15 protein-coding genes and 4 tRNA genes are annotated in these 18,364 nt (G+C 70.0%); 13 read left to right on the forward strand and 6 right to left on the reverse strand.

Annotated elements, in window-relative coordinates:
• The 5 genes from ACWGDE_RS12015 to ACWGDE_RS12035 all read right to left on the reverse strand — a co-directional run bounded on the left by ACWGDE_RS12015 (position 1) and on the right by ACWGDE_RS12035 (position 8,801).
• Positions 1 to 3,213, reverse strand: coding sequence for a nitrate- and nitrite sensing domain-containing protein (locus ACWGDE_RS12015; RefSeq protein ID WP_453388854.1), 3,213 nt, complete (start codon positions 3,211 to 3,213; stop codon positions 1 to 3).
• 306 nt (positions 3,214 to 3,519) lie between these two features.
• Positions 3,520 to 4,104, reverse strand: coding sequence for a GTP-binding protein (locus ACWGDE_RS12020; protein ID WP_243337754.1), 585 nt, complete (start codon positions 4,102 to 4,104; stop codon positions 3,520 to 3,522).
• Complete coding sequence (locus ACWGDE_RS12025; protein ID WP_054223559.1) at positions 4,085 to 4,480, reverse strand: DUF742 domain-containing protein; 396 nt, start codon at positions 4,478 to 4,480, stop codon at positions 4,085 to 4,087. The genes ACWGDE_RS12020 and ACWGDE_RS12025 overlap by 20 nt, the downstream gene beginning before the upstream one ends.
• Before the next feature lie 151 nt (positions 4,481 to 4,631).
• A complete protein-coding gene (locus ACWGDE_RS12030; protein WP_008739864.1) occupies positions 4,632 to 5,045 on the reverse strand; it encodes a roadblock/LC7 domain-containing protein in 414 nt (137 codons plus the stop codon).
• Positions 5,046 to 5,054: 9 nt separating this feature from the next.
• Positions 5,055 to 8,801, reverse strand: coding sequence for a nitrate- and nitrite sensing domain-containing protein (locus ACWGDE_RS12035; protein WP_453388855.1), 3,747 nt, complete (start codon positions 8,799 to 8,801; stop codon positions 5,055 to 5,057).
• Positions 8,802 to 9,403: 602 nt separating this feature from the next.
• On the opposite strand from ACWGDE_RS12035, the gene ACWGDE_RS12040 reads away from it, so the two are divergent.
• The 9 genes from ACWGDE_RS12040 to ACWGDE_RS12080 all read left to right on the forward strand — a co-directional run bounded on the left by ACWGDE_RS12040 (position 9,404) and on the right by ACWGDE_RS12080 (position 13,955).
• The gene (locus ACWGDE_RS12040) at positions 9,404 to 9,589 is read left to right on the forward strand and encodes a hypothetical protein (protein ID WP_453388856.1); all 186 of its coding nucleotides are present in this window, start codon (positions 9,404 to 9,406) and stop codon (positions 9,587 to 9,589) included.
• Positions 9,590 to 9,702: 113 nt separating this feature from the next.
• Positions 9,703 to 10,491, forward strand: a complete 789-nt coding sequence (locus ACWGDE_RS12045) for a fumarylacetoacetate hydrolase family protein (protein WP_453388857.1) — start codon at positions 9,703 to 9,705, stop codon at positions 10,489 to 10,491.
• Positions 10,484 to 11,962 (forward strand): glutamate--tRNA ligase, encoded by a 1,479-nt coding sequence (gene gltX, locus ACWGDE_RS12050; protein ID WP_453388858.1) that lies wholly within the window; start codon positions 10,484 to 10,486, stop codon positions 11,960 to 11,962. The genes ACWGDE_RS12045 and gltX overlap by 8 nt, the downstream gene beginning before the upstream one ends.
• 134 nt (positions 11,963 to 12,096) lie before the next feature.
• Positions 12,097 to 12,768: a DUF4241 domain-containing protein gene (locus ACWGDE_RS12055; protein WP_453388859.1), complete on the forward strand. Its 672-nt coding sequence runs from the start codon at positions 12,097 to 12,099 to the stop codon at positions 12,766 to 12,768.
• A 10-nt stretch (positions 12,769 to 12,778) separates the two neighbouring features.
• Positions 12,779 to 13,507, forward strand: coding sequence for an HAD family hydrolase (locus ACWGDE_RS12060; RefSeq protein ID WP_453388860.1), 729 nt, complete (start codon positions 12,779 to 12,781; stop codon positions 13,505 to 13,507).
• Between the two features lie 86 nt (positions 13,508 to 13,593).
• A tRNA-Gln gene (locus tag ACWGDE_RS12065) sits at positions 13,594 to 13,665 on the forward strand.
• A 26-nt stretch (positions 13,666 to 13,691) separates the two neighbouring features.
• A tRNA-Glu gene (locus ACWGDE_RS12070) sits at positions 13,692 to 13,764 on the forward strand.
• 24 nt (positions 13,765 to 13,788) lie between these two features.
• Positions 13,789 to 13,860: transfer RNA gene (locus ACWGDE_RS12075), tRNA-Gln, on the forward strand.
• A gap of 22 nt (positions 13,861 to 13,882) precedes the next feature.
• Positions 13,883 to 13,955: transfer RNA gene (locus ACWGDE_RS12080), tRNA-Glu, on the forward strand.
• Positions 13,956 to 14,106: 151 nt separating this feature from the next.
• Here the strand turns inward: ACWGDE_RS12080 and ndgR are convergent.
• A complete protein-coding gene (gene ndgR / locus ACWGDE_RS12085; RefSeq protein WP_112450208.1) occupies positions 14,107 to 14,823 on the reverse strand; it encodes an IclR family transcriptional regulator NdgR in 717 nt (238 codons plus the stop codon).
• 184 nt (positions 14,824 to 15,007) lie between these two features.
• On the opposite strand from ndgR, the gene leuC reads away from it, so the two are divergent.
• From leuC to ACWGDE_RS12105, 4 genes are all read left to right on the forward strand, one after another.
• Positions 15,008 to 16,432: a 3-isopropylmalate dehydratase large subunit gene (gene leuC / locus ACWGDE_RS12090; RefSeq protein WP_453388861.1), complete on the forward strand. Its 1,425-nt coding sequence runs from the start codon at positions 15,008 to 15,010 to the stop codon at positions 16,430 to 16,432.
• A 5-nt stretch (positions 16,433 to 16,437) separates the two neighbouring features.
• Positions 16,438 to 17,031 carry a 3-isopropylmalate dehydratase small subunit gene (gene leuD, locus ACWGDE_RS12095; protein ID WP_453388862.1) on the forward strand — a complete coding sequence of 198 codons (594 nt, stop codon included), beginning with the start codon at positions 16,438 to 16,440 and terminating at the stop codon, positions 17,029 to 17,031.
• A gap of 137 nt (positions 17,032 to 17,168) precedes the next feature.
• Positions 17,169 to 17,396 (forward strand): SCO5555 family protein, encoded by a 228-nt coding sequence (locus tag ACWGDE_RS12100; RefSeq protein ID WP_453388863.1) that lies wholly within the window; start codon positions 17,169 to 17,171, stop codon positions 17,394 to 17,396.
• Positions 17,397 to 17,541: 145 nt separating this feature from the next.
• On the forward strand, positions 17,542 to 18,225 hold the full coding sequence (locus tag ACWGDE_RS12105; protein WP_453388864.1) for an HU family DNA-binding protein: 684 nt from the start codon (positions 17,542 to 17,544) through the stop codon (positions 18,223 to 18,225).
• Positions 18,226 to 18,364: the final 139 nt, after the last annotated feature.

Below are 18,364 nucleotides of genomic sequence, written 5' to 3' on the forward strand. Positions count from 1 at the left end.
CTAACGCTCCTGGTCATAGCTGTTACTTGACTGCTCGGATCCCGCGTTGCGGCCCTGCTGGACACCGCGCCGCAGGTTGCTCAACCTGCCGCGGACGTCCTCGGGGGCCCGGGAGACCTGGGGGCCGCCCTGCGGGGTCGTCTCCGCAGCGCCCTCGACCAGGTTGGCCTTGGGCACCCGCCGAGGGAGACCGGACGGGGTGATCCCGCCCGCCTTCGGCTCACGGAGCTTGGCGGCCTGCTGCCAGCGTTCGTCGTTGTTCGAACGCCAGTCGGCAGTGCCTTCCGTTCCCTCCGGGGCCCGCTCCGGTTCAGCGGGCTGCTGCTGACGCTGCGGCCGCTGCTCGAAGAGGGATCCGGTGGACTCCGCTTCCTGCTGTGCCGGTTGCCACTGCTGCTGGCTGCCGCGACGCGGCAGGCCCGCTCCGGTCACCTGGTGACCGGTGTCGGCAGCGGCGCCCGGACGGTCGAAGCCTACGCGCTCCGGGGCCGGTTCGGGAGCGGCGGGTGATTCCGATTCGGTCCCGTAATCCTGCTGGTAGGAGCCCGCGTAGCTGTTCTGCTCGGGCCACTCCGCCTGCGGGGAGGGGGAATCGTACCCACCGTCGTACGTCGGGAGGTCCTGTCGCTGATCCGAGTACTCGGCTTCCGGATAGGCGTACTCCTGCTGGGGGTACGCGTCGTATCCCTGCCCGCCCTGAGCGGGTTCGTAACCGGGGTCGTAGCCCTGCGCGGGCTGCTGCTCGTAGCCCTGGTACGGCTGGTACGCGTGCTCCGGCTGAGGTTCCGGATAGTCCCCCGTGAGCTCGCCGGGCCCGCCGTACTCCGGCTGCGCCTGCGGGTAGCCCGCCTGGGCCTCCAGCGCGGCCCGACGGTCCTCGCGGCCCAGGGAGCGGCCGACGGGGTCCAGCATGCCCTCGTCGAGGCCCGGCTGGTCGGCCCGGTGGACCTCGTAGCGGGAGTCGTCGAAGCCGAGCTCGGCGGCCGTGCGCAGCGGTGCGGCCTGCTGCGCCTGCTGGCGCGGAATGATCGAGGAGACGGTGAAGTCGTCGTCCGGAATGCCCTCGCCACCGCCACCGTGGGTGATGGCGTCGGGGAGCATGACCAGCGAAGTGGTGCCGGCCGCCTCGCCCGAGGGGCGCAGCTGGACGCGGATGCCGTGCCGGTCGGCCAGGCGGCCGACCACGAACAGGCCCATGCGCTGCGAGATCGCGGCGTCCACGGTCGGCGGGTTGGCCAGCTTGTGGTTGATGTCCGCGAAGTCCTCGGCGGTGAGGCCGATGCCCTTGTCGTGGATCTCGACCATCACGCGGCCGTCGGGCAGACGCGTCGCGTTGACCCGGACCTTGGTCTGGGGGGAGGAGAACGTGGTGGCGTTCTCCAGGAGCTCGGCGAGCAGGTGCACGAGGTCGGTCACGGCCTGGCCGTGGATCTCGGCCTCCGAGACGCCCGACAGCTCGATGCGCTCGTACTGCTCCACCTCGGAGGAGGCGGCGCGCAGGACGTCGACGAGCGGGACCGGCTGGTCCCAGCGGCGGCCCGGTTCCTCACCCGCGAGGATGAGGAGGTTCTCGCCGTTGCGGCGCATACGGGTGGCCAGGTGGTCCAGGCGGAAGAGGTTCTCCAGCTGGTCCGGGTCGGCCTCGTTGTTCTCCAGGTCGGTGATGAGGGTCAGCTGGCCCTCGATCAGCGACTGGTTGCGCATGGAGAGGTTCGTGAAGATCGCGTTGACGTTGCCCCGCAGGAGCGCCTGCTCGGCGGCGAGCCGGACGGCCTCCCGGTGGACCTGGTCGAAGGCCCGGGCGACCTCGCCGATCTCGTCCTGGGAGTCGATCGGGATCGGGACGACACGGGTGTCGACCTTGCCCGGGTCGGTGCGCGAGAGCTGGTCGACGAGCATCGGCAGGCGCTGCTCGGCCACGTCGAAGGCGGCACTGCGCAGCTTGCGCATCGCGCGGCCCATCTGGCGGGCCATCATGCCGGCCAGGATGAAGGCGGCGAGCAGGGCCACGACCACGATGGCGCCGGTGATGATGGCGTCGTTGCGGGCCTCGTCGGAGACGGCCACGGCGTCCTTGACGGCGTTGTCGAGGAGCTGCTTCTCGACCTCGGCGTAGCCGTCGAACTTGGCGGTCGCGGCGGCCTGCCAGAACACGGCGTTGGTGCCGTTCGCGGCCAGGACTTCCTTGCGCTCGCCGCTGGCTATCGCCTCGGTCATGCCGGTGAGCGCGGAGTCGTTGACCACGGGCGGGGCCTTGAAGGGGGTGCCGGCCTGCTCCGCCTGCTGCTTGGCGGCAGCGAGCTTGGCGGCGCCCGCCGCGGACTGCTTGCCCATGATGTCTTTGAGGCGCTGCACGTCCTCGTCGGTGCCGGCGGCGACGTACTCGCCGATGGCCAGTTCCTCGAGGTACGCGTACGAGGAGAAGGCGACCAGCTGGGCCTTGCGGATGTCCTCGTTCGGGTTGGGCCGGACCAGCAGGTGCGTGCCCACGGAGCGCTGCAGCGAGTTCGCGGCCTTGGCCAGCTCGATCGCGTAGACCATGCGGCCGTAGGAGGTCACGTTGCCGGTGCCGAGGCCCAGCTCGTTGGAGAACTGCATGAGGTAGTGCTGGACCAGCACGTACCCCTCTTCGGTCGGGATCGGGCCGGCCGCCTTGGGCAGGGCCTTCTTCGACGTCTCCAGCGGCTGGAGGTAGGCCGTCTTGCGGACCTGCTCGAGCTTGGGCTCCTCCTGGCGGAAGAGCTCCAGGCGGCGCTCCAGGCCCTGGCCCTCGGGCATGTCCTTCACGGCCTGGGCGAACTTCGCCTTGGCCGTGTCGGTGGCGGCGTACGCCTTCATGACCGGGTCGGACTCCCGCTGGCCCTTGAGCAGCGGGTCGGCCGTCAGGTCGCGCTCGTTGAGCAGGGCCTGGCCGTACTCGGCGGCGGCCTGCACGATGCGGGCCGTCTTCTCGGCGTCCTTGGCCTGGCCCCAGGTGTCGATGGAGCCCTTCACCTGGAAGCCGCCCATGACCAGTCCGACGAGGACCGGCACGAGCAGGATGGCGTTCAGACGGGTCGGCACGCGCCAGTTGCGCGGCGAGAACCTGCTGGTGCTGCCGCCGCTCGTGGGCGGGTCCACGGGTACGTCGACAGGTGACGCGGCCGCGCGCGGCGGCGGGGTGAAGTTGCCGCGCGCGGGTTCATCCGCGGGGCTCGAGTTGCTTCGCCTCACTCGACCAACAACCTCTCGGCGGTGCTACTAGCTAGTTCGTTGAATTCCAGCACGGTTAACGGCCGTGTTCCAAACAGTTGAAATCGGCCATTCCTAGAGCCTTATGCCCCACATAAATCGGACATAAAGAGCTTCCTGCGGCAAAAATGGGGCCAGTTGTGAGCGCAGCGAGACCGGGCGAACGCGCCGTGTCGCCAACTACCGGCAATTCTCTGTCGAAACGTTATGAACGAAGAGGGCGGGCCGTGTCCTATGACACAGCCCGCCCCCCAAAACCAGCCAGTGGACCTCTTGTTACGCCGGGTACTACTTGAGCCGCGCCATGAGCGCGTGCTCGACGAGCGTGATGAGCGCGCTCTTGGCGTCCGCGCGGTGGCGGGCGTCGGTGGTGATGATGGGGGCGTCGGGGCCGATCTGCAGGGCCTCGCGGACTTCCTCCGGGGTGTACGGCTGGTGCCCCTCGAAGCCGTTGAGCGCCACGACGAACGGCAGACCGCTGTTCTCGAAGTAGTCGACGGCCGGGAAGCAGTCGGCCAGGCGCCGCGTGTCGACCAGGACGATCGCTCCGATCGCGCCGCGCACCAGGTCGTCCCACATGAACCAGAAGCGGTCCTGACCGGGGGTACCGAAGAGGTACAGGATCAGGTCCTGGTCCAGGGTGATGCGGCCGAAGTCCATGGCGACCGTGGTGGTCGTCTTGTCCCCGGTGTGGGTGAGGTCGTCGATGCCGGCGGAGGCGCTCGTCATCACGGCTTCGGTGCGCAGCGGGTTGATCTCGGAGACCGCGCCGACGAACGTGGTCTTGCCCACGCCGAAGCCGCCCGCCACCACGATCTTCGCGGAGGTGGTGGAGCGAGGAGCCGCTCCGCCGTTAGAGCTTGCGAAGTCCACTGAGAACCCTCTCGAGCAGCGTTACGTCCGGAGTTCCGCCGGCCTCTCCATTGCCCGGCTGGTGGATGGCCACCATGCCGGCTTCCGCCAGGTCGGCGACGAGGATCCGGGCGACGCCGAGCGGCATCGACAGCAGCGCCGAGACCTCCGCGACCGACTTCACCTCACGGCAGAGCGTGCAGATGCGCTGGTGCTCCGGGAGCAGCCCGGACAGGTGCATCGGATCGGCCGTGGTGCTGACCAGGGCCTCGATGGCGAGCTGGTAGCGCGGTCGGGTCCGGCCACCGGTCATCGCGTACGGACGAACCAGCGGCTGGTCGCCTTCCGAGTACGACGAGTCGCCGTATCCATCGGAGTAGGCGGGGGGCGGGGTCATTGATCCTCCGGGCTGGACAGCAGTGGTCAGCGTGCCGTCTGACGGGGCGGCCGGTGGGGGGACGGTATGACGGCCTGGCGGGGGTACTGGGTTCCGGGGCTGGCGCCCCGGTCTCCCGGCCGGAAGTACCGTCCGGCCGGGAGGTGTGCAGTCAGATGAGCAGGCTTCCCTGCAGTTCCGCGCGCAGGTCCGGGGTGAGGACGCTGCCGGCGCGGTCCACGAGGAGGGCCATCTCGTAGCCCACGAGGCCGATGTCGCACTCGGGGTGCGCGAGTACGGCCAGCGAGGATCCGTCGGAGACGGACATGAGGAAGAGGAATCCCCGGTCCATCTCGACCACGGTCTGGTTGACGGCGCCGCCCTCGAAGATGCGGGACGCACCCGCGGTCAGCGAGGTCAGCCCGGAGGCGACGGCGGCCAGCTGGTCGGCGCGGTCACGGGGGAAACCCTCGGACATCGCCAGCAGGAGGCCGTCGGCGGAGACCACCACCGTGTGGGACACCCCGGGGGTGTTGTCCACGAAGTTGGTGATCAACCAGTTCAGGTTCTGTGCCGCCTGGCTCATCGAACTCAACTATCGCTCCTGCTGGTAAGTGGGGTCGATGTGGTAACTGCCGGTAGCCGGGCCGTTGTTGCCGGCCTGACGTCCCTGCTGGATACCGCGTCGGAGGTTGGTCAGACGGCCGCGGACGTCGTCCGGCGCACGCGAGACCTGCGGACCGGCCTGCGCTTCGGCCTGCTGCTGCGCGGTGCCGGCCACGAGGTTCGCCCGTGGGACCCGGCGGGGCAGCCCCGAAGTGGTGATGCCGCCGGCGGCGGGCTGGCGCACGCGCTCGGCCTGCCGCATCAGCTCGTCGTTCGGCGAGGAGCGCCAGCTGACCGTCGGCATGGCGCCGGTGGCCGTCTGGGCCGACTCGGCCGGCGCCTGCTCCTGGCCGCGCTGCGGCAGCGAAGGCTGCTGCGGGCGCTGGGGGGAGGCCACGGCCGGTGCCGACGGGGCGGACTGCTGAGGCTGCTGCGGCTGCTGAGGTACGGCCGGTCCCTGCGCGGGGGGCTGAGCGCCCTCCTGGCGGAACCAGTTCGACTCCAGCGTGTCGAAGATCGGGCTGCGGCCCTCGGCGTTCGAGCCGGCCGGGGGCAGCGCCTCGGGCCGGGGCGCCTGCGGCAGCCGCGGAGCCTCCGCCCGGGCGGGGGGTACGGGGGCGTACCCGCCCTGGGGCTGCGGGACCTGGCCGGGCTGGGCGTAGCCGCCGACACCGGGGCCGCCGGGCCGCTGGCCCTGGAGGTCGGGGCGGGGGAACTGGCCGGTGGAGGACGGGTCCGCGAAGTCCGGGCGGGGGAACTGGCCCGTACCGCTGTTGTCGTAGGCGTAGCCGCCCTGGCCCGCCTGCGGGGCCGGGGCGTTGAAGTCGGGGCGCGCGAACTCGGAGGTCGAGCCGGGGCCCGACAGCTCGTCGTGGCCGCGCGGGACGTCGTGCCCGCTCTGGCCCGCGCCCCAGCTGGTGGTCTGCGGTATCCCGGTCGGGCCGGTGCCCGCACCCGGGAGTTCCGGACGCGGAGCGCCGCCGCGCGGGGGCAGCTGCGGCCGGGGGCCGCGCACGCCCGGACCCGCGGGGGGACCGGCCTGCTGCGCCTGCTGGGGCTGCGGCATCTGCTGCTGCGCCTGCTGGGGCTGCTGCGGACGCTCGAAGCCGTTGCCCTGCGGGAAACCGCCGGGGCCGGAAGCCGTGGGAGCGCCGGCCGGGCGGGCCTGCGGACCGCCGAAGCCACCGGGAGCACCGGGGCCGGCGGGGGCGCCGGGACCGGAGACCGGACCGCGGCCCGGCAGCGGGGCACCGGAGCCGAAGGCGCTCTGCGTCTGCCCGCCGGGCGCACCCTGCTGCTGCGGGGGACGGCCGGCCTGCGGACCGCCCTGCGGGCCGGGGCCCTGGGGACGCTGCCCGCCGGGGGCTCCGCTCTGACCGGGCAGGGCCGCGCGCTGGGCGCCGCCGGCGACCTGGCCGCGCTGGGCGCCCGCGCCCACGGGGGCCCGTCCGCCGGGACCGGGAAGGGAACCCTGCGCCTGCGCGCCGGGACCACCCTGACCGGGACCGCCCTGGGCACCGCCGCCGGGACCGCCCTGGCCGGGCATCGGGGCCGGCTTCTTGCCGCCCTGGGCGACGTCCACCGGGAGCATGACGAGGGCCGTCGTACCGCCCGAGTCGGACGGGCGCAGCTGGATGCGGATGCCGTGTCGCAGGGACAGGCGGCCGACCACGAACAGGCCCATGCGGCGGGAGACGGAGACGTCCACGGTCGGCGGCGACGCGAGCCGCTCGTTGATCGCGGCGAGGTCCTCGGGGGAGAGGCCGATGCCGGTGTCGTGGATCTCGACGAGCACGCGGCCGTCCGGCAGCGCGTGACCGGTGACCTTGACCTTGGTCTGCGGTGAGGAGAACGAGGTGGCGTTCTCCAGCAGCTCGGCGAGGAGGTGCACGAGGTCGTTGACGACGCGGCCGGCGACGTCGGTGCCGGGCACCGACGCGAGTTCGATGCGCTCGTACTGCTCCACCTCGGACGCCGCGGCGCGGAGCACGTCGACGAGCGGGACGGGGCGGGTCCACCGGCGGCCCGGCTCCTCGCCCGCGAGGACGAGGAGGTTTTCGCCGTTACGGCGCATGCGGGTCGCGAGGTGGTCGAGCTTGAAGAGCGAGGACAGCTGGTCCGGGTCGGCCTCGCGCGACTCCAGCTCGGAGATGAGCGAGAGCTGACGCTGGATGAGGCCCTGCGAGCGCCGCGAGAGGTTGGTGAACATCGCGTTGACGTTGCCTCGCAGGAGGGCCTGCTCGGCGGCGAGGCGGACGGCCTCGCGGTGCATGTCGTCGAAGGCCGCGGCCACCTGGCCGATCTCGTCGCGGGTGTGCAGACCGACGGACTCCACCGTCGTGTCCACGTCCTGCGGGTCGGACTCGGACAGCTGCTTGACGAGCTCGGGCAGCCGGTCCTGGGCGACGCGGGTCGCGGTGTCCTGCAGGCGGCGCAGCGAGCGGATCATCGAGCGGGCCATGACGAAGGCGCCGACGAGGGAGACGCCGAGGACGAGGAGGATCAGCGCACCGTTGATGATGGCGTCGCGCTGCGACTCGTTCTTGAGCTCGCGGGCCTTCTGCTCCATGTCCTCGAGCAGGGTGAGCTCGATGACCTTCATGGCCTGGAGCTTGGTGTCGTCCGCGTCGTACCAGTCCATCCAGGAGCGGTTCTTCTCCTTGGCGAACTGGTCCTTGGTCTGCAGGACGCGGCGGGCGTAGTGGTCGGCGGTGCCGATCTCCTGGTTGCCGTCGCCGAGCACCGAGAGGAGTTCCTCGGGCTTGCCCTGGTAGACGAGTTCGAAGGTCTTCTTCGACTGCTCCTCGCCGCGCAGGGCGGAGAGGGCGTACAGCCGGTCGTTCTCGTTGAGGACGCCGCCCTTGGCGGGGTCCTCGGGGAGCGAGGCCGCGATGATCGCGCGCTGGATCGAGGCGTACTCCTTGGCGGAGGAGAACGCCGCCAGGGCGCGCGTGCGCTTGATCATCTCGGGGTTCGAGGTGGCCTGGGCCATGTCCTGCGAGAGCGAGAGCAGCGAGACGATCAGCGAGTTGTACTCGGTGACGGTCTGCTGGGCGCCGTTCTGGTACGCCTTCTTGCGGATTTCCTCGATGTTGGTGAGCTGGCGGCCGATCTGCAGGATGTTGTTGCGGATCGACTTGAGCGTCTCGTCCTTGTCCTCCGCGTTGTCGACCTTGTCGGTCGCGGCGGCGAAGGCCTTGGCGGCGGAGTCGGTCTGGTCGCGGACGCCCTGGACGAGGCTGTTCGGCTTGCCGGCCTGGCCGGGCACCGACAGCGGACCGGCGGAGTTGTCACGCTCGGCCTGCAGCATGGCGGCCAGGTTGGTGGCCTGCCGGGTCATCGTCGTCAGCAGCTGCATGTGCTCGAGCTGCGCGATGTCGTTGAGCGAGTCGTTGATGCGGAAGCCACCGAGCGTGGTGGCCGCGACGACGGGCAGGGTCAGCAGCGACACCAGTCGCGTGCTGATGCGCCAGTTCTGCATGGCGAGACGGGAACCGGACCCACTGGGGGCCTTGGGTATCGCCGTGTCGCGCTCGGCCGACTCGTCGTTGCCCCTGGGCGTGCCCTTGGACTTGGCGCGTCCCTTCGCCTTCACCGCGGCGGAGGCATCGGGGCCCGCGCCTTCGACAGCCGGCCCGCGGTTCTGGGCGTGCTGGGGCGAGGAGCCACGGTCGGTCCCGCCGCGCGGCTCCTGCTCCGCCGCAGCGCTGCCATCCCTCTTGAATCGTCCCTGCACTAGCGTCGCAACCTCTGGACCAGGCGTCCCGCCGGGCGACCGGTGGGACGGTGTCGAGTCGTGGGGCAATGCGCCCCATGGTGGTCGTCGGTGACCGGCGCGTCTCCCTCTCCGTTGCCGCCGCGCTCGGCGCTGTCTCGCGCCACCTGCGCGCCGGCTGATTCCCGCGGCGGTCCCGCGAATTCCAGCACAGAGGCGGATCTCCAACAAGGTGCGCGTGTCGGCCCGGAGAGTCGCTCACGGCTTGTGACGCATGCGCTACCCGGCGTGGGTGCCAATTCATCTTGAATCGGACTTACGCCGCCCAAACTCCACGCCTGGCAAGGTGCCCCAGTCGCGATGATCGGGAGCGGAATGGCTCATTCAGTGGCGCAATGTCCGTTTTATCGGGCGCAATTGACTGCCCGTTATGCCCGTAATGACCGGTCACTGGTGAGCAAACTCACATAGCCGTGGCCATTACTTCCCGGTTCGGCGGGGGATTCAGATGTTTAGCCTTGAGCTTTACAGGGTTGGCGCATGAGACGAGCGGTACCCCTGAGGCACCACAGCGGCACCCGCCGCCACCATTCCACCGAGCGAGCCGAGGGCACCGCACTCCGATGAAGACGACGATGATGTTCCGCAACATAGCCAACCCGCGCCGCACCACCCTCGCGCACCTCAAGGACGCCGAGGAGCTGCAGGCCGCAACGGCCCCGGAGCACACCGTCGAGCTGCCGGCCCAGACCGCGAACCCGCGCCGCACCGTCCTGATGAACGCGCCGGTCGCCGCCGCCGCGCAGTAGACCCTCACGCGGGACTCTCCGGAAAGAAGGCGCGCGAAGCGTCGGCCCCCACCGCGTTAGCCTGGAGTCCGCAGACTCCAGCCAGCGGAAATACAGAGGGGCAGACGCAACACGTGCGCATCGCCAGGTTCTCGATCGACGGCAATGTCGCGTTCGGCGCGGTCGAGGGCAGCACTGCCCCCGGCGCCGAGGGTGAGCTCGTCCTCGACATCATCAAGGGCATCCCGTTCGCGGACTTCGAGCTCTCCGGCACGAAGGTCCCGCTGAGCAAGGTCCGGCTGCTGCCGCCCGTGCTCCCGAACAAGGTCGTGGCCATCGGCCGCAACTACGCGGAGCACGCGGCGGAGCTGGGCCATCAGGTCCCGGACGCCCCGATCACCTTCTTCAAGCCCTCCACCTCGGTGGTCGGCTCGGGCGACCCGATCGCGTACCCCTCCTTCTCCCAGGACCTCCACCACGAGGCCGAGCTCGCCGTGGTCATCGGCCGCATGTGCCGCGAGGTCCCGCGCGAGCGCGTCAAGGACGTCATTTTCGGCTACACCTGCGCCAATGACGTCACCGCGCGCGACGTCCAGCAGCGCGAGAACCAGTGGGCCCGCGCCAAGGGCTTCGACAGCTCCTGCCCCCTCGGCCCCTGGATCGAGACCGACCTGGACCCGAGCGACCTGACCATCCAGTGCACCGTCAACGGCGAACAGCGCCAGCTCGGCCGCACCAGTCAGATGGTCCGCTCCATCGAGGACCTGATCGTGCACATCACCGAGGCCATGACGCTGCTCCCGGGCGACGTCATCCTCACGGGGACCCCGGCCGGAGTCGGCCCCCTCAACGTCGGCGACGAGGTCGCCGTCACCATCGAAGGCATCGGCACTCTCACCAACAAGGTGATCAAGCGTGGCTAACGCGAACGTCCGCGTACGTTTCTGTCCCTCCCCGACCGGCAACCCCCACGTGGGCCTGGTCCGGACCGCCCTCTTCAACTGGGCGTTCGCCCGCCACCACGGCGGTACGTTCGTCTTCCGCATCGAGGACACCGACGCGGCCCGCGACTCCGAGGAGTCGTACAACCAGCTGCTCGACTCGCTGCGCTGGCTCGGCTTCACCTGGGACGAGGGTCCCGAGGTGGGCGGCCCGCACGCCCCGTACCGCCAGTCGCAGCGCATGGACATCTACAAGGACGTCGCGCAGAAGCTCCAGGACGGCGGCTACGCCTACCACTGCTACTGCACCACCGAGGAGCTCGACGCCCGCCGCGACGCCGCCCGCGCCGCCGGCAAGCCCTCCGGCTACGACGGCCAGTGCCGCGACCTCTCCGCCGAGCAGAAGGCCGCGTACGAGGCCGAGGGCCGCACCTCGATCGTCCGCTTCCGGATGCCCGACGAGACGATCACCTTCACGGACCTGGTCCGCGGCGAGCTCTCCTTCACCCCGGAGAACGTGCCGGACTTCGGCATCGTCCGCGCCAACGGCGCCCCCCTCTACACGCTCGTCAACCCGGTCGACGACGCGCTGATGGAGATCACCCACGTCCTGCGCGGCGAGGACCTGCTGTCCTCCACCCCGCGCCAGATCGCCCTGTACAAGGCGCTGACCGAGCTGGGCATCGCCAAGGCGACCCCCGCCTTCGGCCACCTGCCGTACGTGATGGGCGAGGGCAACAAGAAGCTCTCCAAGCGCGACCCCGAGTCCTCGCTCAACCTGTACCGCGAGCGCGGCTTCCTCCCCGAGGGCCTGCTGAACTACCTCTCGCTCCTGGGCTGGTCCTTCTCCAAGGACCAGGACATCTTCTCGATCGAGGAGATGGTCGCGAAGTTCGACATCCCGGACGTCAACGCGAACCCGGCGCGCTTCGACCTCAAGAAGTGCGAGTCGATCAACGCGGACCACATCCGCATGCTGGACCCGAAGGCCTTCGCGGACGCCTGCGCCCCGTGGCTCCGGGCCCCGCACGCCAACTGGTCCCCCGAGGACTTCGACGCCGCGGCCTGGGAGCGCATCGCGCCCTACGCCCAGACCCGCGTCACCGTCCTGTCCGACATCACGGCCAACGTCGACTTCCTTTTCCTGAAGGAGCCGGTGGAGGACCAGGCCTCGTGGGACAAGGCGATGAAGGGCGAGCCCGCGGCCCTGCTGACGACGGCCCGCGAGAACCTCGCCGCCGCCGACTGGAACGACCCCGAGTCCCTCAAGCAGGCGGTCCTCACCGCCGGCGAGGCCCACGGGCTCAAGCTCGGCAAGGCCCAGGCACCGGTCCGCGTCGCGGTCACCGGCCGCACGGTCGGCCTCCCGCTCTTCGAGTCCCTGGAGATCCTGGGCAAGGAGCGCTCGCTGTCCCGCATCGACGCGACCCTGGCCAAGCTCGCCGCCGCGTAAACAGCGCCCAGTACGTCCCTCAGGGGCGGCAGCCGACCGCTACATCAGCGAACGGCCGCCGCCCCTGAGGCGTTGTCGGTGTGCGGCCTTATGGTGCGCGGAGTTGATCACGCACTCCGTGGAAGGCCCGCCCCGTGCCGATGACCGCACCCGACTACACCTGGCACTTCACGCCGGGCAACACCTTCTCGTACGAGAGCGGGCAGACGGGGATCCTGTCCCTGGCCGATGTGGGCGAGCTGTCGCTTCCCACGGGCCGGGTCGTCGCCTGCGATCCGTTCGTGTACCTGGGGTCGGGTGACATCGGCGCCTTCACCACGCAGGTGCCCCCGGGCCGCTACCGGGTGGAGGCCGCCATGGCGACGCTGACCCGGCCCGGTGAGCCGACGCCGGCGCGTCCGCACACGCGGGTCGCCGCCGCGCGCCTCGTGATCCGGGACGTGCCCGCCGTGACCTGGGAACTCGCACTCCAGGAGGGGCAGGACGTCTCAGAGCTCGGCGACGACGAGTTCTTCGGCTACGGGGTGGACGCGGGCACCGGCTGCTTCTACGACGCTTCTGCCGATGGGGCCTTCCCCGGCACGGAAGACGAGGAAGGGCCGGTCTGGGAGGCGATGGAGAGCGTGGGGGACGGCCCCGCCGTGTTCTTCGCGACAGGCCTCGACGGGCACACGCTCGCGGCCTTCACGTCCGGCTGGGGCGACGGCGCGTACCCGACCTGGGTCGGGCGGGGCGCCGACGGCGGCGTCGTCTGCTTCCTCACGGACTTCTTCGTCGTGCCCACGGGCGGCGAGGCCCCGGCGTAGGGTCGGCGGTATGCCGATTCGTGCCGTGCTGTGGGACATCGACGACACCCTGTTCGACTACACGGGGGCCGACCGGGCCGGCCTCGCGGCGCACCTCGCCGACGAGGGGCTGGCCGAGCGGTACGGGACCCCGCGCGAGGCCCTGGCGCTGTGGCGGCGGATCACCGACCGGCACTGGGAGCGCTTCGCCGCCGGGGAGGGCACCTTCCAGGGGCAGCGCCGGGACCGGGTGCGCGAGTTCCTCGGATCACCCGCGATGAGCGACGCACTGGCCGACGACTGGTTCGGGCGGTACGTCGAGCACTACCAGGCCGCCTGGGAGCTGTTCCCCGACGTGGTGCCCGTACTGGACGCCCTCGCCGGCGACTACCGGCACGGGGTGCTCTCCAACTCCTCCGTCACCAACCAGGACCCCAAGCTGCGCCACCTCGGCCTGCGCGACCGCTTCGAGGTCCTCGTGTGCGCCGTCGAGCTGGGCGTCAGCAAGCCGGAGGCCGCAGCCTTCCTCGCGGCGTGCGACGAGCTCGGGCTGGAGCCCGGGGAAGTGGTCTACGTGGGGGACCAGCCGGAGATCGACGCGCGCGGCGCCCGTGACGCCGGTCTTACGGCGGTCTGGCTGGATCGCGACGGAGGGCGCGGGCCCGGGCCGGAAGGCGTCCACCGGATCGCCGGACTCGACCGGCTCCCGGAAGTGCTGGCCGGGGATACCCGTTTTGGAGCACGGTCAGGCATCCGGTAATGTTCTTTCTGCGCCGCCCGAGCGGGCCGAAAGGCCGGGCCGGAGGCGCTAACCGAACGAAAGTCCCTCAGGGTCTTGAGTTTTGGTGGGCTATAGTGTAATTGGCAACACGAGGGTTTCTGGTTCCCTTATTCTAGGTTCGAGTCCTGGTAGCCCAGCGCAGTGCAGTAGTAACGCAGTGCTTGCCCCCGTTGTGTAGCGGCCTAGCACGCCGCCCTCTCAAGGCGGTAGCGCCGGTTCGAATCCGGTCGGGGGTACTGTGTCTAGCTGGTCTAGACCTTTGGGCTATAGTGTAATTGGCAACACGAGGGTTTCTGGTTCCCTTATTCTAGGTTCGAGTCCTGGTAGCCCAGCGCAGTACCGCAGTAACAGCTAGCCCCCGTTGTGTAGCGGCCTAGCACGCCGCCCTCTCAAGGCGGTAGCGCCGGTTCGAATCCGGTCGGGGGTACGCACAGAAGAGGCCCTCCGCGTTCATCGCGGAGGGCCTCTTCTTCGTTTCGCGGGCAGGGCGCACAAGTGTGGGCCCGGAGGCGCGCGTTAGGACGTGTGCGGCGTCGTGCGCGCCCCCGGGCCCGGGGGAGTGTGGGAGGTCGGAGAGATCAGCTGGAGCGGCGCAGGGCCTCCGTCAGGCGTGCTGCCGCGTCGATGACGGCCTGGGCGTGCATGCGCCCCGGGTGGCGGGTCAGCCGCTCGATCGGTCCGGAGACCGACACGGAGGCCACCACGCGGTTCGACGGCCCGCGTACGGGCGCCGAGACGGAGGCCACGCCGGGCTCCCGCTCGCCGATCGACTGCGCCCAGCCGCGGCGGCGTACGCCCGAGAGCGCCGTCGCCGTGAAGCGCGCGCCCTGCAGGCCGCGGTGGAGCCGCTCGGGCTCCTCCCAGGCCATCAGGATCTGCGCGGCCGAACCGGCCTTCATCGGGAGCGTGGAGCCCACCGGGACGGTGTCCCGCAGGCCCGACAGCCGCTCGGCGGCTGCCACGCAGATGCGCATGTCGCCCTGACGCCGGTAGAGCTGCGCGCTCTCTCCCGTCACGTCCCGGAGGTGGGTGAGCACCGGTCCGGCCGTGGCCAGCAGGCGGTCCTCGCCGGCCGCGGCGGCGAGCTCCGCCAGCCGCGGTCCGAGGATGAACCGGCCCTGCATGTCCCTCGCCACCATCCGGTGGTGTTCCAGTGCCACGGCAAGGCGATGTGCCGTGGGTCGTGCGAGCCCTGTCGCCGCGACCAGCCCGGCGAGGGTGGCCGGACCGGACTCCAGTGCGCTCAATACCAGAGCTGCCTTGTCGAGAACGCCGACGCCGCTAGAGTTGTCCATGAAACGATATTCGCGTCTCACACTGTGAAACGCAAGTTCAATTTTTCCAAGAACGAGCGAGTCTGTATGTGCGGGTCCACGAACCACTGGGTCCGAGCCGTCGTCCGGGACGTGGGGTACGGGCGATCAGGCGCACAAGATCTCTATGAAGCGCCGGCACAACCGGCCGGCCGGAGGGAAAGCGATGGGTAGGACACTCGCGGAGAAGGTCTGGGACGACCATGTCGTCCGGCGCGCGGAGGGCGAGCCCGATCTCCTCTTCATCGATCTGCACCTGCTGCACGAGGTGACCAGCCCGCAGGCCTTCGAGGGGCTGCGCCAGGCCGGCCGCAAGGTCCGCCGTCTCGACCTCACCATCGCGACCGAGGACCACAACACCCCCACCATCGACATCGACAAGCCGATCGCTGACCCGGTGTCCCGGGCCCAGCTCGAGACGCTGCGGGCGAACTGCGCCGAGTTCGGCGTGCGCCTGCACTCGCTGGGCGACGTCGAGCAGGGTGTGGTCCACGTCGTCGGACCGCAGCTGGGTCTGACCCAGCCGGGCACCACGGTGGTCTGCGGCGACTCGCACACCTCCACGCACGGTGCCTTCGGCGCGCTGGCCTTCGGCATCGGCACCAGCCAGGTCGAGCACGTGCTGGCGACCCAGACGCTGCCGCTGGCCCGTCCCAAGACGATGGCGATCACCGTCACCGGCGCGCTGGCCGAGGGCGTCACCGCCAAGGACCTGATCCTGGCGATCATCGCCAAGATCGGCACCGGCGGCGGCCAGGGCTACATCCTGGAGTACCGCGGCGAGGCCGTCGAGAAGCTGTCGATGGAAGCCCGCATGACCATCTGCAACATGTCGATCGAGGCCGGTGCCCGCGCGGGCATGATCGCCCCCGACCAGACCACCTTCGACTACCTCCAGGGCCGCGACCACGCCCCGGCGGGCGAGGACTGGGACGCGGCGGTCGAGTACTGGAAGACCCTGCGCACCGACGACGACGCGGTCTTCGACGCCGAGGTCGTCATCGACGGCACCACGCTGTCCCCGTTCGTCACCTGGGGCACCAACCCCGGCCAGGGCGCGCCCCTGTCGGCCAACGTCCCCGACCCTGCTTCGTACGAGGACGCTTCGGAGCGCAACGCCGCCGAAAAGGCCCTGGAGTACATGGGGTTGACCGCCGGGCAGCCGCTGCGCGACATCAAGGTCGACACCGTCTTCGTAGGTTCCTGCACCAACGGCCGCATCGAGGACCTGCGCGCCGTCGCCGGCATCATCGAGGGCCGCAAAGTCGCCGACGGCGTACGGATGCTGGTCGTCCCGGGCTCCGTCCGGGTCGCCCTGCAGGCCGTCGAAGAGGGCCTGGACAAGGTCTTCAAGGAGGCCGGCGCCGAATGGCGGCACGCGGGCTGCTCGATGTGCCTGGGCATGAACCCCGACCAACTCGCGCCCGGTGAGCGCTCCGCGTCCACCTCCAACCGCAACTTCGAGGGCCGGCAGGGCAAGGGCGGGCGCACCCACCTGGTCTCCCCGCAGGTGGCTGCCGCCACCGCCGTGCTGGGCCACCTGGCCTCGCCCGCCGACCTGTCCGACGCCAACGCGACCGCCGGAGTCTGAGAACGATGGAAGCCTTCACCACCCACACCGGCCGGGCCGTCCCGCTGCGCCGCAGCAACGTCGACACCGACCAGATCATCCCGGCCCACTGGCTGAAGAAGATCACCCGCGACGGGTTCGAGGACGGGCTCTTCGAGGCCTGGCGCAAGGACCCGGAGTTCGTCACGAACCGTCCGGAGCGCGCCGGCGCGACCGTCCTGGTCGCCGGCCCCGACTTCGGCACCGGTTCCTCGCGCGAACACGCCGTCTGGGCCCTGCAGAACTTCGGCTTCAAGACGGTCATCTCCTCCCGCTTCGCCGACATCTTCCGCGGCAACTCGCTGAAGAACGGTCTGCTGACCGTCGTCCTGCCGCAGGAGACCGTCGAGCAGCTGTGGAAGCTGACCGAGGCCGACCCCACCGCCGAGATCACGGTCGACCTGGTCGACCGCCAGGTCCGAGCGGAAGGCGTCGTCGCGGAGTTCGAGCTCGACGACAACGCCCGCTGGAGGCTGCTGGAGGGGCTGGACGACATCTCGCTCACCCTTCAGAACGAAGCGGACATCGCCACTTACGAAAGCAGCCGCCCCACCTTCAAGCCGCGCACGATTCAGGCGTGATTCCTGCCTGATCAGCGCTTATTCACCCCCGGGTGATCACATCTCCAACACTGTGCCCCCTGTCGTCCGGCAGGGGGCACAGCTGTGTGTTGAGGCCCCGTGAGGCGACAACTCGCCCCAGATGGCACAATCTGTGCATGGAACGCGACAGTCAACTTGAGCTCTACGGACTTGTCGCGGACCGATTGAAAGAAGCACACACAAGGGTGCGCGAACTGCAAGTCCCGGAGGGCGTAAGGATGGCGCTGTCCCGGAAGCTGTTGGTCGTCACGGCTGCGGCGAAGCATGATCTCGCCGATGCGGCAAGGCGCCTGGACAGGTTGATGAAGGACCTCGACGAGGGTCGATTCCCTGAAGGCGACTGATGCGAAGGAACTCCGTAACGGCCTACAGCGTTGCGGCACTAGGGTGATAAGCCCGTTTCGTGTTTGATTTGCGGTATATATCCGCCTAACGTGCGAAATAAGCTTGAACACATTCGTTCTGGCGAAGTCTCCGAAGGGGAAGACGTTGAACAAGGCGCAGCTCGTAGAAGCGATTGCCGACAAGCTGGGCGGCCGTCAGCAGGCCGCGGACGCTGTCGACGCGGTACTGGACGCCATCGTCCGCGCGACCGTCGCGGGCGACCGGGTCTCGGTCACGGGCTTCGGCTCGTTCGAGAAGGTCGACCGCCCGGCCCGCTACGCGCGCAACCCGCAGACGGGTGAGCGCGTCCGGGTCAAGAAGACCTCGGTTCCCCGCTTCCGTGCGGGCCAGGGCTTCAAGGACCTGGTCGCCGGCACCAAGAAGCTCCCCAAGGGCGGCGAGGTGTCGGTGAAGAAGGCGCCCAAGGGCAGCCTCACGGGTGGCTCTTCCGCAGCCGCCGCCACGGTGAAGAAGGCCGCGGCGAAGAAGGCCACCACCGCCAAGAAGGCGGCGGCCAAGACCACGGTCGCGAAGAAGGTCGTGGCCAAGAAGGTCACCGCCACCGCCAAGAAGACGGCCGCGAAGACCGCCGTGGCGAAGAAGGCCGCCCCCGCGGCCAAGAAGGCCACGGTCAAGAAGGCCGCGGCGACGGCGAAGAAGACCACCGCCACCGCGAAGAAGACCGCGCCGGCGGCCAAGAAGGCCACCGCGGCGACGAAGGCGCCCGCCAAGAAGACGGCTACGCGCAAGGCCACCGCGAAGAAGACCACCGCCCGCAAGACCAAGTAGGGCACGAGTCCCGCCGGGCCCGGGTCACCCACCCGGGGGCTACCGGCCCGCGGTGGGGTGGCGCCCGGCGCCGCCGGGTCTGGCAGTAACTTTATCACAACAAAAGCGTGCCAAGCAAGTAGAATTATATAAAACCGGG

The sequence above is a fragment of the Streptomyces sp. NPDC054956 genome (assembly GCF_053609185.1).